Here is a 13,447-nt window from a genome sequence, read left to right as displayed (position 1 = left end):
ACAAGCACTCAGCGCCGTGACCGCAGCCCGGCGGTGGCTGCCGCGAGCAGCCCCGCTGCCGCGAGTGCGGCCAGGGCGCCGTGGTGCTGGGAGGCCCAGAGCTGGGGGCTGCGGCTGGTGGCGCGGTCGTCGAAGCTGCCGTGGGCAGTGTAGTCGTGGCCGTCCTTGCCGTCGGCGGGCTCCCAGAGGTTGGTGCGGTGGTCCTTGTCCTGGGGGCGGTCGTCCTGCTGGGAGGAGAAGCCGGTCTTGGCGAGGTAGCGGTCCAGCAGGCCGGGGGCGACGGCGTTGGCGATCAGGGTGCCCATGGTGCTGCCGCCGACCCAGTACTCGCGCCGTCCCGGGTGGTCGGCCGCGTACACGACGGCGCGGGCGGCGACCTCGGGCTCGTAGATCGGCGGGACCGGCTGGGCGGGCTTGGACAGCCGGGAGAGCACCCAGTCGAACTGCGGGGTGTTGACCGCGGGCATCTGCACCATGGTGGTCCGGATACCGCTCCGGTCATGCAGCAGCTCGCAGCGCAGCGCCTCGTGGAATCCCTGGATCGCGTGCTTGGAGCCGCAGTAGGCGGTCTGCAGCGGGATGCCGCGGTACGCCAGCGCCGAGCCGACCTGCACGATCGTGCCGGTGTCGCGCGGCTTCATCCGGGTCAGCGCGGCCATGGTGCCGTAGACGTAGCCGAGGTAGTTGACCTCGGTCACCCGCTTGTACTCGGCGGCGGTGATCTCGGTGAACGGTGAGAACACCGAGGTGAAGGCCACATTGACCCAGACGTCGATCGGGCCGAACTCCTCCTCGACCTGCGTGGCGGCGGCCTCGACCTGGTCGGGGTCGGCCATGTCCGTGGGAATGGCCAGGGCCTGGCCGCCGAGGCGCTCGACGTCGGCGGCGGCGCCGGCCAGCCCCTTCTCGCCCCGGGCGAGCAGGGCGACCTTCGCGCCCCGGGCGGCGAAGGCCTGCGCGGTGGCGCGTCCGATGCCGCCGCTCGCTCCGGTGATGACAACGACCTGGTCGAACGGGGGTGTACTCATGGCAGCTCCCAGACTCATGGCATCTCCACGACGGAGGTGGGCGTGACCGGCCCTGAGGAGCGGCTACCCCCGTGACGTCGGATCACCAAACCCGGCCCGAGGTGGCGGCGGCAATATTTTCCTAGGATTGGGGACGCTTAACTTCCCGTTGCCGGGTAAGCGGCATCGCACAGACGCATGCGCGAGGCCATCCCGGTCCGTCGCGCTTGCCTCATCCGAAAGGGGACTCCCCGATGCCGTCCAGCCCCCAGCCGATCGCCCTGGCGACCCGCACAGCCCCCGCCACCAGCGCGGTCACCGCGCCCGTGGCGCCCGCACGCCGGGGAGCAGAGCTGTTCCCCGAGCTGGACCTTTCGGATCCGCGCAACAGCACCGCCCAGGACGCCCGGGCGATGTCCAAGGTCCTGTTCGGACGGCTGGCCGTGCTGGAGGAGGGCACGCACGAGTACCAGTACGTGCGCAACACCCTGATCGAACTCAACCTGACCCTGGTGAAGTTCGCCGCCCGCCGCTTCCGCACCCGCAGCGAGCCGATGGAGGACATCGTCCAGGTCGGCACCATCGGCCTGATCAAGGCCATCGACCGGTTCGACCTCGACCAGGAGGTGGAATTCCCCACCTTCGCCATGCCCACCATCATCGGCGAGATCAAGCGCTTCTTCCGCGACACCAGCTGGGCCGTCCACGTCCCACGACGGTTGCAGGAACTCCGGCTGGCGCTGGCCAAGGCGGGCGACGAACTCGCCTTCGCCATCGGCCGTCCCGCGACCGACGCCGAACTCGCCGCCCATCTGGGCATCAGCGAGGACGAGGTCCGCGAGGGACTGGTGGCGGCCAACGGATACTCCGTCAGCTCCATCGACGCCGGCTCCCCCGGCAGCGACGAGGGCGAGGACGGGACCTCCTTCACCGCCCGCCTGGGTGAGGTGGACCCCGGCGTGGAGATGGTCGAGAACCTGGAATCCCTCAAGCCGCTGATGGCGCAACTGGGCGAGCGGGACAAGGCCATCATCTCGATGCGCTTCGGCGCCGAGATGACCCAGTCCGAGATCGGCGCCGTCCTGGGCATCTCGCAGATGCATGTCTCCCGGCTGCTCTCCCGCGCCCTCGGTCAGCTGCGCGACCAACTGCTGACCCAGGACTGACCGCTACCCTGCTCCCATCGGGCCGGTCGGTGCGACCGGACTCCACCGCCGGTGCTCGCGCTGCGGGCCCACTCATTCGCAGGAGCACTCCGTGAGCACGCAGGAAGCCGCACCGGACAGCGCCGGCGGCGCCGCTCTCCCCGGACCGAGGCCTGGTCCCGGCACCTCGGACGGTGCCGGGACCAGGTCCTGGTTCTCGATCGGGTTCCGGCTGAGCCTGGGGGCCCTGCTGGCGTACTGGCTCATCCAGGCCGTCCAGCACCTGGAGAGCATCCTGATGCTCGTCCTGCTCTCCCTGGTGATCGCGGTCAGCGCCGATCCGGTGGTGCGGCTGCTCACCCGCTACGGCCTGACCCGGCCCCGGGCGGTGGCGCTCGTCATCATCGGCCTGTTCCTGCTGCTGGGCGCGCTGTCGCTGCTGTTCGTCAGCCCGGTCACCAATGAGATCAACGCGCTGATCCACAACGTCCCGGTCTGGCTGCAGCAGTTGCACGACCACCACTCCTTCCTCGGCAAGCTGGAGGACAAGTACCACCTGACCGCCAAGGCCAAGCAGGCCGTCGGCTCCGACGGCGGCAATGTGGTCGGCAGTCTGATGGGCGCGGGCCAACTGGTGGTCACCACCCTGACCGGCCTGTTCCTGGTGATCACGCTGACCATGTACTTCCTGGCCGGGCTGCCCTCGCTGAAGCGCTTCGGGCTGCGCTTCGTCGCGGGCAGCAAGCGCGAGCACGCCGCCGAAATCACCGACGAGATCCTGCTGCGCACCGGCCGCTACATGCTGGGGAACCTGGCGACCTCGGTCATCGCCGGGCTGGCCACCTTCATCTGGCTGCAGATCTTCGGCGTCCCGTACCCCGCGGCGCTGGGGGTGTTCGTCGCGGTGATGGACCTGATCCCGATCATCGGCTCGACCATCGGCGGCATCGTGGTGTCCCTGGTGGCGCTGGTGGTCTCACTGCCGGTGGCCATCGCCACGGCCGCGTTCTACATCGTCTTCCGGGTCGCCGAGGACTATCTGATCATGCCCAAGGCGATGAAGTTCGCGGTCGAGGTCCATCCGCTGGTGACCATCCTCGGCGTCCTGGTCGGCGGCACGCTGCTGGGGATCATCGGCGCCCTGATCGCGATCCCGATCGCGGTGGCCATCGGCCTGATCCTGGACGACGCCGTCCTGCCCGGCATCGACCGACGCTGAGAGCCCCCTCAGCGCCGACCGATACCGGTCGGATCAGGCCGTTGCGGTCACGGCCGCGCCCAGGTGCCGGGCGAAGAACCGGACCGCGCTGTCCGCCTCGAACCTGGGCAGTTCCTTGTGCCGGCCCGCGTTGGCGTGCAGCGTCTTCTCCTTGGAGGCGAAGGCGTCGAACAGCGCCAGACCGGCCTCACGCGGGATGTGCTCGTCGTCCCACTGCAGGTCGTACTCGATCGGGATGGTGATCTGCCGCGCCTTCTCGGCCAGGAGGTCGGGCCAGTGCTGGCCGAAGACCGCTGCCGTGATCCTGGGTTCGATCGCCACGAACGGCAGTCCGATCGCGGTTCCCATGTTGATGCCGAAGTAGCCGACCGGCCCGTCGGCGCCGATCTCCGGCAGTTCCTGGAGCGCGTCCAGGGTCGCCAGCCACTCGGGCAGGGCGAGTTCCGCCAGGTGCGCGTTGTAGCGGACCACGATCGGGCCTTCCGGCTCGCCCGCTGCCCTGGCCCGGAACAGTTCGGCGATCTCCTGCTCGTCGTGCGCCGTGCGCGGCCGGTCGCCGTGACCCGGTGCGTCGATGCAGGCGACATGGAATCCGGCGCCGTGGACCAGGAGTTGGGCCCGGCCGGTCATGGCCGGGGCCTTGCGGTGGTTGCCGCCGCCGTGGCCCATCAGGACCAGGGGCGCACGCTCGGAGCCGGAGACCGGCGACCAGAGCACGCCGGTGACCTCACCCACGGTGAAGTCACGCTCGCGGACGCCGTTCGACGCGGTGTCGGCGGTGAAATTCAGGGAGTTCTTCAGAGAGTTCATAGGATTCAGCCTTTCGGGAGTGCCTTGGTGTTGCGGCGCTCCCGGCGACACCTATGTCTGTCGCCCGACCGTGACGGCAAGGGGGAGCACCCATCCAGCTACAGCGTTCATGGGTCTCACCTCCTCGCGCGGAATCACGGTACGGCCGAGAAACTATCAGCCGGACGCCATCCCGCCCAACTCCTTTTCCAGGTCCAGCAGAAAGTGTCCGAAGCCGCCCGGCGCACGGGGGTCGCGCCGGGCGGAGGTGATCACCCGGGCGTCGGCCGAGGCATGCACCCGGTACTTCGCCCGCTCCAGCGCCGCGATCAGGGCCCGGTCCTCGCCCACGGCCAGCGGCGGGAACCCGCCGACGGCCAGATAGGCGTCGGCGCGCACGCCCAGGTTCGCCCCGTGCACATGGGCCTGCGGCCGGTCGTAGTGGTTCAGGAAGTGGACCGCCGTGGTGGCGGTGTGGCCGCTCCAGTCCCGGACCCGGACCAGTCCGGCCACCGCGTGCGCGCCTGCCGCGGCGTGCGTCAGCTGGTCGGCCAGCCAGTTCTCGGGGACCACGGTGTCCGCGTCGGTGTGCGCCAGCCACAGTTGACGGTCCGTCAATTCCGGATTGCCGGCGCGGACCAGTTCCAGGGCGTGGGCCGCGCCCAGCGCCCGGCTCGCGCCGGCACTGCGGCAGTCGACCTCCAGAATGTCGGCGTGGTGGCGACGGGCGATCGGGACCGTCCGGTCGCGGCAACTGTCGGCCGCCACCAGCACGGTGACCGGCAGACCCAGCACCGCGGGGTGGTCCGCGGCTCGGCGGATCGAGGCCAAACAGGCGCCGATCAGGCGCTGCTCGTCCCGGGCGGGGATGACGACGGCGATCGCCGCGATCACGCCAGGCCTTCCGCGGCGGCCACCGACAACCGGGCCGGGTCGGTCATGTCCGCCGTGGGCGGGCGCACCAGCACGTCCAGCAGGAAGTCGGTTTCGCTGTGCTCGGCGATCCGCACCAGGCCTGGCGCGCCCAGTAGTTGGCGGTGCACCGCGTCCCCGGTCTGGCTGTGGTCCGGGACCGGGTGGCGCCAGTGCACGGCGGCCAGGGTGCCGCCCGGTTCCAGGGCGCGCACCGCCAGGTCGAGCACCCGCTCGACGCCGGCCGGGTCCAGATAGTAGAGGAACTCGGACAGCACGATCAGATCGAAACTGCCGGCAGGCCACTGCTGCGGCAGCAGCCGGTGCTCCACCCTGGCCTGCGGCTGACCGGCCAGCCGGGCGGTGGCGGCGGCGACCGCACGCGGCGAGCGGTCGCAACTGAGCAGCCGGTCGCAGCGGGCGGCCAGCAGTACGCTCAACGCGCCCACCGAGCAGGCGGGTTCAAAGCCGCTGCGGTAGCGCGCCCGGGGCAGCGCGGCGGCGGTGAGCGCGTACTTGCGCTGCTCGTACCAGCGTTCACCCAGGTGCCAGGGGTCGTCGGTGTCCTGGTACATCGCCTCGAAGTAGTCGGCCGGGGTGCTCATCGCAGGACCGTTTCGTAGTCGCGAAGGAAGTGGGCGATCTCCGCCGGGGGCAGCACCGCGGCGTCGGCCGGCTCCGGGCCCAGCGGGGTGAGCTGGCTGACGAAGCAGTCCAGCGCGGCCCGTTTGCGGCGCCGGTCCTCCGCCCCCAGCGGGATCCGGGCGGCCCGGTGCCAGGGGACGCGGGGGTCCCCCGGCCCGGCCCAGTGCCAGGCCCAGACCGGGTACTGCAGCACCGGGACGCCGGTGGCGGCCCCGGCGGCCAGGGCAGCGCGCCCGGCGGCCTCGTGGTCGCCGTGGACGTCCTGGCTCCAGGGGGCGGCGATGACGTCGAAGCCGTCGGCCAGGTCGGCCAGTTGCTTGGCCAGCGCCCGTTCCTGGTCGGCCACCCCGGTGTCGGGCAGGCGCAGCCGCACGATCTCGGCGTCAGCGGCTCCCAGGGCCGCGAGCGCCGCTCTGGTCTCGGCGGTCCGCACCCGCACCAGGTCCCGGGCGATCGGGGCGGTGCTGTGCGGGTGGGAGGCCTCGCCGTCGGTCACCGACACCAGCCGCAGCCGGGCGCCCGCCGCGGCCAGCCGGGCGATGGTGCCGCCCAGGCCGAGCACCTCGTCGTCCGGGTGCGCGGCCACCAGCAGCACGCGCCGCAGGCCGGAGAGGTCCAGGACGGGGAAGCCCGCCGGGGCGGCCCAGGCCGCCCACGCCTCCTCCGGCGTGCCGGGTGCCTGAATGGCATTGTCGGGTGCCTGAATGACGTTGCCAGGGGCCTGGCTCGCGTTGCCGGGGGCCGTCCGGGCCTGCCCGCTGCCGGCGGTCACTGGCTGCCCTCGGCGACCAGGGCCGCGCCCAGGCCGGCCAGGTCGCGTTCGCCGTGGTGCTGGCGGAGGTAGACCGTGAGGTCGGTGACCCGCCGGGCGTGGTCGCGGTCGTGCCCCAGCGGTGCGGCGCCCAGGGCGCGGCCGACGTGGTGCAGCACGGCCATCGCCGCGTCCTCGGTGGCCGCGCGCAGCCGCATGGACCGCAGCGCGGCGCCGCCCCGCTTGTCGGCGGGGTCGGCGTCCAGCTCCCGCGCCGCACGGTCCAGCAGCGCGGAGATCCCCTGCAGCCGGGCGTCGACCGCGCCCAGGTGGGCCAGGGTGTGCGGCTCGGGGCCGTGTCCAGCGGCGGCGGCGAGCAGGGTCGCCGCGACCGCTTTGGCCCCGCCGTACCAGCAGGCGGCCACGCCGATGCCGCCGTGCTGGAAGCCCGGCCGGTCCAGATAGGCGCCGGAATCACCGATCAGGGTGGCCGGAGCCCCGTCGAATTCCAGGTCGAGGGTGTCGCTGGCGTTCATTCCGGCGACCGGCCAGCTGTCGGGCACGGGGATCACGCCGGGCCCCACCGGGACCGCGAACAGCAGCCTCCGCTCACCGTCACGGACGGTGACCAGGGCGTCGGTGCACACCCGGGCGCCGGAGCAGTAGGCCTTGGCCCCGGTCAGCCGCCAGGTCCCGTCCGGGTCCTGGCCGGCCTTGAGCGTGGTGCCGGGCGGCTCCGCCGCCCACACCCCCCACCGCGACCCCGGCTCCGGGGTCGGCACCCCCGGCACGCCGAGGAAGTCCAGCTCGGCCAGGATCGCCAGGGCGTCGGTGTGGCCCTCGGCGAGTCGGGCCAGGGCCAGATCGCGTTCGGCGAGCGCCGTCAGCGCGTGCCAGCGGGTGCGGGTGTCGCCCGAGCCCGGCAGCGGCAACTCCAGTTCACCGGCCTCGACCATCCGCCGGAACTCGCGGGCGACGGCGAGCCGGTGCCCGTCCAGGTCCGCCCCGGCGGGGTGTCCGCCGCGCAGCGGGTCGGGGTCCGGGGTGTCCGTGGTCGGCTGGTTCGGTGCAGGTGTCACGATGTCGACCTCATGGATCACAGGTGCCCCGGCCCGAGATCCGCGACACCGGGGGTACGGCCAATCGGAGGACGGACGACGGGCCGCCGGCACGGCAGGCCGGCCCGGCTCGTCGGTCGTCTCGTCCCCACCTCGCGTACCCGGTGAACCGGCAGCCACTCGGCCGGACAGCCGAGGATCGGCAGCGACGGACACAGCCGCCGCCGCGACGGTTCAGCCGCGCGGCCGGGGCTTGCCCGCGTGGGGGATCTGGGCGGTGTCGAACTCGCCGTCGGCGATCTGCCGGGCCAGCCGGGAGAGCTGGTGGTGGTGCGAACGGGCGTAGCCGCGGAACGCGGCGAAGGCCTCGTCGGTGCTGACCTGCCAGCGCTCGGCCAGGATGCCCTTGACCTGCTCCAGCACGATCCGGCTGGTGAGCGCGTACTGCAGCTGTCCGCGCTCGACCTCGCTGTGGGCCAGGGTGCGCTGCTGCAGGATGGCGATGGTGGCCATGTCCGCCAGGGCCTGGGCCAGGGTGCTGTCCTCCTCACTGAGCGGGGTGTCATCGGTCTGGAACAGGCCCAGGGCGCCGATCACCCGGCCGCGCAGCCGCAGCGGGATCGCATTGGTGGAGACGAAGCCGGATCCGCGGGCGACCGGGGTGAACTGCGGCCACCGCAGGGCCACGTCCGGGTCGCCGAGGGCGATATTGGTCCGCGGCTGGCCGCTCTGGTAGCACTCCACACAGGGGCCCTGGTCGTGCTGCAGGGCGAACAGCTCCAGCAGCCTGGTGTGCTCGTCGGAGGCGGCCAGGACCTGCAGCACGTCGTGCTCGTCGGCCAGCAGCACTCCGCACGCGGTGACGTCCAGCAGTTCCACGCAGCGCACGGACAGCTGCTGGAGGAAGTCGATCAGGTCGAAGTCGTCGATCAGGGAGTCGGCGACTTCCACGAAGACCTTGGTGAGCTGCTGTTCGCGGGTCATGGCGATCAGTCCTTGTCTGAGACGGGCACCGGTGTGCCATCACCGTTGCCGTTGCTGTCCAGCCGCAGCCGCCGAGCGACCACGTCCTGGGCGATGTCGGTGATGGAACGCCCACTGCTGTAAGCATGCGCGCGCAGCCGCAGCAAAGCCTGGGGCAGGGGAAGATCGAGTTGGACGCTGAGCATGCCGGTGGCCTGGTGCACCACCGCGCGCTGCAGGGTGTGCGGGGTGTCGGCGGCGCCGGGGCGCTGCTGCCGGCCGTCCAGGGCGCGGGCGGTCAACGCGAACGCCAGGATCTGGGCGTCGGAGATCTGCTGGTCGGAGAGCGGTCCCGGGGTCAGCCGCACCGCGGTCAGCACGCCCGTGCGGATCGCGCCGAGGCCCATCGGGAAGCAGAACACCGCGCGGGCCGCCAGCTGGGCGGCCTCCATGCCCAGAGCCGGCCAGCGGTCGTGCCGCAGCCGTGCCAGATCCGGGACCAGCACCATCGCGCCGGTGTGCGCGGCCTCGGGTCCCGGGCCCTGGCCGAGGGTGAACTGCAGGTCCTCGAAGCCGCGCGAGGCCGCGTCCGAGCACCACACCAGCTCGGTCGTGTCGGCGCCGGTCCGCAGGGACACCGTCAGCCCGTCCAGGCCCAGCGCCCGCGCGCCGACCGGGGTGACGTCGGCAGCCGCGCCGAACCCGGTGCCGAGCTCGAGCAGCCGCAGGACCTCGGCCATCCGATCATTGGTCATCCGGCATCCAAGCGTAGGGACGTCGCACGGCGGCTGCGTCGAGTCCAGGTCCAGGTCCGGAGTCCAGGCCCAGGCGTCCAGGTCCCGGCCAAGACGATCACTGTACTCGCGCGCGCCGTCCGGGGTGGGCGGACTGGGCCGGGCCCGGGTGGTGCCGCTCGCCAGCCGCTTCACCTGCTATTCGGTCCGGTAGCGGTCGGCGCGGTCCTCGGCGATGGTCAGTCCGTGGCCGGGTGCCCCGTGTCCCGGGGTGATGCTGCTGCAAGCCCGAACTGACCCGGGTCGCCGCCCGCCTGATCATGGTGGGTCTGGCCCTGCTCGGGCTCACCATCGGCACCGCGCTGCTGCTGCTCCTGCGCACGGCCACCGGCGACGATCTGCTGTCCTGGATCGTCGCCGGCGCGGTGACCGCCTGGTTCGTGCTGTGCTGGCTGCTGCTCCCCTACCTGGTGCTGCGCCGGGCGGAAGCCGCCCAGGACCGCGCCGGGGAGCCCCGTACGCCGCGCTGGAGCTAGCTCGCGCTGCCGCCGCCGTCGGGGATGCGTTCCAGCAGCCCGCGCAGGTCGTCGGCGTGCTCCTCCTCCTGGGCCAGCAATTCCTCGAAGACGCGCCGGGTGGTCGGGTCCTTGTCCCCCAGCCACTGCGAGATCTCGGTGTAGGAGGCGACGGCCACCCGTTCGGCGATCAGGTCCTCCTTGATCATCTCGATCAGGCCCGCGCTCGCGTCGTACGGCGTGTGCGACCGCTTGCTCAGGGTGTCCGGGTCGAAGTCCGGCTCCCCGCCCAGTTGCACGATCCGGGTGGCCAGCTTGTCCGCGTGCTCCTGCTCCTCCCCGCGTGCTCCAGGAACTCGGCCGCGACCGAGGCGGAGTACAGGCCGGTCGCGGTGTAGTAGTGCCGCTTGTAGCGCAGCACGCACACCAGCTCGGTGGCCAGCGCCTCATTGAGGACCTGCAGCACCCGCGGCAGGTCGGCGCCGTAGGCGTCGGTCACCGGCCCCTTGCCGATCTCCTTGCGGGCACGCTCCCTGAGCGTCTTGATGTCCGTCAGAAACTCCGCCATCGGGGAGGCCGCCTTCTCTTGTCGTCCACACACGGTCATCTCAGGCATATCGGGGTGTCTCACCACCGACCGTAACCGCGCCTACCCGGTCGTGCCCGCCTGCACACCGGGTGCACACTGCGTGCACACCGTGTGTCAGCGCACCCGCGGGTCCGATCGGGTGAAGGCCGGCGACGGGGGCGGAGTGTCCGGTTTGCCCCGGACGATTGCGGAAAGCCGCTTCGCATGAAGCTCACGCGGATTCTCCCGGTTTCCCCGCCGTCCACTCCCCCGGTCAGCGCGGCGCTGGAGCGGATCGAGGAGCAGCGCTGGCTGGACGGGCTGGTCGGCCCGGTGCAGCGGGCGGTGCGCGGCCTGCCGCTGGGCGGGGCGCGGGACGTGCTGCGGGGCACCTGGCTGGGCCATCCGCTGCATCCGGCGCTGGTGCAGATCCCGATGGGCTGCTGGACCAGCGCGGCGGTGCTGGATCTGCTCCCGGGGCAGCGGCGCGCGGCCGGCGTCCTGGTGGCGGTGGGCCTGGTCGGCGTGACTCCGGCGGCGCTGGCCGGGTGGGTGGACTGGTCCGAGCAGCATGAGCGCGGCCTGCGGGTGGGACTGGTCCACGCGGGCGCCAACGCCACCGGCGTGGCCCTCTACGCCGCCTCGCTGGCGGCGCGGCTGCGCGGACGCTCGGCCCGGGGTCGGGCGCTGGGCTTCGCCGGGCTGACCGTGGTGTCCCTGGGCGGCGTCATCGGCGGCCACCTGGCCTTCCTCGACGACGCGGACGCCAAGGACGTGCCGTCGTCCGACCAGGTGACCGTCCGCCCGCCCGCAGAGGCCTGAACAGGCAACTCGGCTCAGTTCAGCTCGGCCTCGGCCTGGGCCTCCTTCGCGGACGCCTCCAGCTTGTTCCAGTACTCCTGATACCAGGCCGCGTCGCCGCCGTCCATGTTGCTGTTGGTCTCCCGCATGCCGGTCCTGCCGTCGATCAGCTCGCGGACGATGTCGGCGTGGCCGGCGTGGCGGTTGGTCTCGGCCGTCATGTGCAGCATGATCCGCTGCAGCGTCACCTCGCCGTTGTCGCCCCACCACGCGACGTGGCCCATCGCGTCGAGCGGCAGCGCCTCGATCGTCGCATCGGCGTGCGCCCAGGCGCGACGGTAGAGGCCGATGATGTCCTCGCGTGACTCGTCGGCGGACGCCCACATGTCCGCGTTGGGCTCGGCGCCCTCCTCGTGCCAAGGGAGGATCTCGTCGTGCGGGCGGCCGAAGGTCGAGCCGAAGTAGCCGAGTTCGACACTGGCGAGGTGCTTGACCAGGCCGAGGAGGTTGGTGCCGGTCGGCGTCAGCGGGCGGCGGCTGTCGTACTCGGACAATCCGTCCAGTTTCCAGACGACGGCTTCCCGAGCCGCTTTGAGGTAGCGGTGCAGGTCGTCCTTGGGGTCATTGGGCTTCATGCAGCCGAGTCTTTCATCACCCACCGACAGCAGTAGCGTCCGGGTCGGAGAGCCCGTGACGTCATAATCGGCACATGAAGACGCCACCATCGCAGCCCGGGGCGGAGCGGACTGACGGGTCATCCGTCCGGATCGGTGCTCTCGTTCCGCTGAGCCGGCCCGGCTGGGCCGAGGCGGGCCGGCAGCTGCTCGCCGGACTCGAGCTGGCCGTCCGCGACGTCAATGACGCCGGTGGGATCGTCGGACGACCCCTCGAACTGGTGGTCCGCGACACCGCGGCCGACCCGCAGAAGGCCGCGGCGGCCGTGGACGAATTGGCCGGCCTGGGCGTGGCCGCCCTAGCCGGCGAGTATCACAGCGTCGTCGCCCGCACCGCTGCCACCAGGGCCGACGCCCTCGGCCTGCCGTACCTCTGCTCGTCGGCGGTTCTGGACGCGCTCACCGAACAGCCGACGGAATGGGTCGCGCGCCTCTCCCCGCCGCAGTCCCGCGGTTGGCAGCTCTACGCCGACTTCCTGCTCGGCGCGGGCCACCGGCGCATCGCCGTGGCCGTCCAGCCGAGTGTCTACTGGGCCGCCGGCACCGGCATTCTCCGGGACTACCTCGCCGCACGCGGCGGCGCCGTCGTCGAACTCGACCTGGGCTCGCTCACCCCCGCGGCCGTGTGCGACGAACTCGTCGACCAGGGCGCGACAGCGCTGCTCCTGCTGGTCGGCCACCCGGAGCCGGCCGTGTCGATCGTCCAGGCGGTCCGCCGCGACCAGCGCCTCGCCGAGATCCTGATCGGTGCTCCGGCCGGGCAGCCGGAGTTCGCCGCATGGGCGGCGCTGCTGGGCGACGACGGCGCCGCGGTCCCGTTCCTGCGCTACCTGCCCGAGCACCTCACTCCACTCGGTGCCCGCGTCGACACGGCCCTGCGCGAGCAGTTGGCCCACTCGCCCTCCTTCGTCGCCTTCGAGGGCTATGACACGGTCACCGTCCTCGCCGAGGTGCTGCGTTCCCACGGCACTGACCGGGCGCGCATCGCCGCATCCTGGCCGCGCATCGCGGTCGACGGCACCCGCGGCCGGATCCGGTTCTCCCGCACACCGGGCATCAGCGTGTGGCAATGGGCCGGCACGCCCATCCAGGTGGTGGATCGCGATCCGGCGGCACCCGATCGCTTCCGGATCCTGCACTCAGGCTGAGCTGGTCGTTCTGCCTCGTTTGTCCGGTCTGCCTTCGGGAAGACGCTTGAACATGATCAAATCACTGATACGAGGCGCGGCAGCCGGCGCCGTAGGAACCACCATGCTCAACACGGCGACCTACGGCGACATGGCCTGGCGCGGGCGCGGCAGCAGTGACACCCCGGAGCAGGTGGTGGACGGCCTGGCCGCCCGCGTCGGCCGTCCGGTGCCCGGCAAGGGCGCGGAGCACGACAACCGGCTGACCGCCCTCGGCGCGCTGTCGGGGATCGCGGTGGGGTCGGGCGTGGGCACGGTGATGGGCGGCGTCCGGCGGATCGGGGTGCGGATGCCGCTGTGGCTGGGCGGTGTGGTCACCGGCGCACTGGCCATGGCCGCGACCGACCTGCCCATGGGCGCCCTGGGCGTGAGCGACCCGCGCAGCTGGTCGCGTACGGACTGGATCAGCGACGCACTCCCCCACCTGGCCTACGGCCTCGCCACCTATGCCACCCTGCTCGCCCTGGAGGAGAACTGAC

15 protein-coding genes and 1 pseudogene are annotated in these 13,447 nt (G+C 72.1%); 6 read left to right on the top strand and 10 right to left on the bottom strand.

Annotation, left to right across the window (positions count from 1 at the left end; genetic code table 11):
- Window positions 1-8 precede the first annotated feature (8 nt).
- Window positions 9-1,028, bottom strand: coding sequence for an SDR family oxidoreductase (locus ACXKR8_RS45410; protein ID WP_458270385.1), 1,020 nt, complete (start codon window positions 1,026-1,028; stop codon window positions 9-11).
- Between the two features lie 233 nt (window positions 1,029-1,261).
- Here ACXKR8_RS45410 and ACXKR8_RS45405 point away from each other — a divergent pair, with 233 nt between their 5' ends.
- Both ACXKR8_RS45405 and ACXKR8_RS45400 read left to right on the top strand, forming a co-directional pair.
- Entirely contained in the window at window positions 1,262-2,173 is a 912-nt protein-coding gene (locus tag ACXKR8_RS45405) for an RNA polymerase sigma factor SigF (protein WP_458270384.1), read from the top strand.
- A 91-nt stretch (window positions 2,174-2,264) separates the two neighbouring features.
- On the top strand, window positions 2,265-3,371 hold the full coding sequence (locus ACXKR8_RS45400) for an AI-2E family transporter (RefSeq protein WP_458270383.1): 1,107 nt from the start codon (window positions 2,265-2,267) through the stop codon (window positions 3,369-3,371).
- A gap of 33 nt (window positions 3,372-3,404) precedes the next feature.
- Here ACXKR8_RS45400 and ACXKR8_RS45395 read toward each other — a convergent pair whose 3' ends face one another.
- The 7 genes from ACXKR8_RS45395 to ACXKR8_RS45365 all read right to left on the bottom strand — a co-directional run bounded on the left by ACXKR8_RS45395 (window position 3,405) and on the right by ACXKR8_RS45365 (window position 9,418).
- A complete protein-coding gene (locus ACXKR8_RS45395; protein ID WP_458270382.1) occupies window positions 3,405-4,181 on the bottom strand; it encodes an alpha/beta hydrolase family protein in 777 nt (258 codons plus the stop codon).
- A gap of 156 nt (window positions 4,182-4,337) precedes the next feature.
- On the bottom strand, window positions 4,338-5,054 hold the full coding sequence (locus ACXKR8_RS45390) for a glycosyltransferase family 2 protein (protein WP_458270381.1): 717 nt from the start codon (window positions 5,052-5,054) through the stop codon (window positions 4,338-4,340).
- Window positions 5,051-5,677 carry a methyltransferase domain-containing protein gene (locus ACXKR8_RS45385; protein WP_458270380.1) on the bottom strand — a complete coding sequence of 209 codons (627 nt, stop codon included), beginning with the start codon at window positions 5,675-5,677 and terminating at the stop codon, window positions 5,051-5,053. Before ACXKR8_RS45385 ends, ACXKR8_RS45390 begins: the two co-directional genes overlap by 4 nt.
- Window positions 5,674-6,489 carry a PIG-L deacetylase family protein gene (locus tag ACXKR8_RS45380; protein ID WP_458270379.1) on the bottom strand — a complete coding sequence of 272 codons (816 nt, stop codon included), beginning with the start codon at window positions 6,487-6,489 and terminating at the stop codon, window positions 5,674-5,676. The genes ACXKR8_RS45385 and ACXKR8_RS45380 overlap by 4 nt, the downstream gene beginning before the upstream one ends.
- Window positions 6,486-7,547 (bottom strand): acyl-CoA dehydrogenase family protein, encoded by a 1,062-nt coding sequence (locus ACXKR8_RS45375; protein WP_458270378.1) that lies wholly within the window; start codon window positions 7,545-7,547, stop codon window positions 6,486-6,488. Before ACXKR8_RS45375 ends, ACXKR8_RS45380 begins: the two co-directional genes overlap by 4 nt.
- 213 nt (window positions 7,548-7,760) lie before the next feature.
- A complete protein-coding gene (locus ACXKR8_RS45370; protein WP_458270377.1) occupies window positions 7,761-8,510 on the bottom strand; it encodes a GAF domain-containing protein in 750 nt (249 codons plus the stop codon).
- Between the two features lie 5 nt (window positions 8,511-8,515).
- The gene (locus ACXKR8_RS45365; RefSeq protein ID WP_458270376.1) at window positions 8,516-9,418 is read right to left on the bottom strand and encodes an ANTAR domain-containing protein; all 903 of its coding nucleotides are present in this window, start codon (window positions 9,416-9,418) and stop codon (window positions 8,516-8,518) included.
- A gap of 98 nt (window positions 9,419-9,516) precedes the next feature.
- On the opposite strand from ACXKR8_RS45365, the gene ACXKR8_RS45360 reads away from it, so the two are divergent.
- Window positions 9,517-9,759, top strand: coding sequence for a DUF6328 family protein (locus ACXKR8_RS45360; RefSeq protein ID WP_458275247.1), 243 nt, complete (start codon window positions 9,517-9,519; stop codon window positions 9,757-9,759).
- Here the strand turns inward: ACXKR8_RS45360 and ACXKR8_RS45355 are convergent.
- A pseudogene (locus ACXKR8_RS45355) lies at window positions 9,756-10,306 on the bottom strand (ferritin-like domain-containing protein). The gene ACXKR8_RS45360 and the pseudogene ACXKR8_RS45355 overlap by 4 nt on opposite strands.
- A 225-nt stretch (window positions 10,307-10,531) precedes the next feature.
- On the opposite strand from ACXKR8_RS45355, the gene ACXKR8_RS45350 reads away from it, so the two are divergent.
- Window positions 10,532-11,128, top strand: a complete 597-nt coding sequence (locus ACXKR8_RS45350; protein WP_458270374.1) for a DUF2231 domain-containing protein — start codon at window positions 10,532-10,534, stop codon at window positions 11,126-11,128.
- Between the two features lie 14 nt (window positions 11,129-11,142).
- Here ACXKR8_RS45350 and ACXKR8_RS45345 read toward each other — a convergent pair whose 3' ends face one another.
- Window positions 11,143-11,742 (bottom strand): DinB family protein, encoded by a 600-nt coding sequence (locus tag ACXKR8_RS45345; protein WP_458270373.1) that lies wholly within the window; start codon window positions 11,740-11,742, stop codon window positions 11,143-11,145.
- Window positions 11,743-11,816: 74 nt separating this feature from the next.
- Here ACXKR8_RS45345 and ACXKR8_RS45340 point away from each other — a divergent pair, with 74 nt between their 5' ends.
- Both ACXKR8_RS45340 and ACXKR8_RS45335 read left to right on the top strand, forming a co-directional pair.
- Window positions 11,817-12,929: an ABC transporter substrate-binding protein gene (locus tag ACXKR8_RS45340; protein WP_458270372.1), complete on the top strand. Its 1,113-nt coding sequence runs from the start codon at window positions 11,817-11,819 to the stop codon at window positions 12,927-12,929.
- 52 nt (window positions 12,930-12,981) lie between these two features.
- Complete coding sequence (locus ACXKR8_RS45335; RefSeq protein WP_458270371.1) at window positions 12,982-13,446, top strand: hypothetical protein; 465 nt, start codon at window positions 12,982-12,984, stop codon at window positions 13,444-13,446.
- The last annotated feature ends 1 nt before the right edge of the window (window position 13,447 follow it).

This window comes from Streptacidiphilus sp. PAMC 29251 (assembly GCF_054208735.2).
The sequence above is the reverse complement of the archived record's forward strand: the minus strand, read 5'-3'. Positions and strand labels throughout refer to the sequence as shown.

Excerpts from the sequence above, each read along its gene's own strand:
- ACXKR8_RS45335 (WP_458270371.1), top strand. The coding sequence starts at position 12,982 with ATGATCAAATCACTGATACGAGGCGCGGCAGCCGGCGCCGTAGGAACC.
- ACXKR8_RS45410 (WP_458270385.1), bottom strand. The coding sequence starts at position 1,028 with ATGAGTACACCCCCGTTCGACCAGGTCGTTGTCATCACCGGAGCGAGC.
- ACXKR8_RS45370 (WP_458270377.1), bottom strand. The coding sequence starts at position 8,510 with ATGACCCGCGAACAGCAGCTCACCAAGGTCTTCGTGGAAGTCGCCGAC.
- ACXKR8_RS45395 (WP_458270382.1), bottom strand. The coding sequence starts at position 4,181 with ATGAACTCTCTGAAGAACTCCCTGAATTTCACCGCCGACACCGCGTCG.
- ACXKR8_RS45405 (WP_458270384.1), top strand. The coding sequence starts at position 1,262 with ATGCCGTCCAGCCCCCAGCCGATCGCCCTGGCGACCCGCACAGCCCCC.
- ACXKR8_RS45345 (WP_458270373.1), bottom strand. The coding sequence starts at position 11,742 with ATGAAGCCCAATGACCCCAAGGACGACCTGCACCGCTACCTCAAAGCG.
- ACXKR8_RS45350 (WP_458270374.1), top strand. The coding sequence starts at position 10,532 with ATGAAGCTCACGCGGATTCTCCCGGTTTCCCCGCCGTCCACTCCCCCG.
- ACXKR8_RS45340 (WP_458270372.1), top strand. The coding sequence starts at position 11,817 with ATGAAGACGCCACCATCGCAGCCCGGGGCGGAGCGGACTGACGGGTCA.
- ACXKR8_RS45385 (WP_458270380.1), bottom strand. The coding sequence starts at position 5,677 with ATGAGCACCCCGGCCGACTACTTCGAGGCGATGTACCAGGACACCGAC.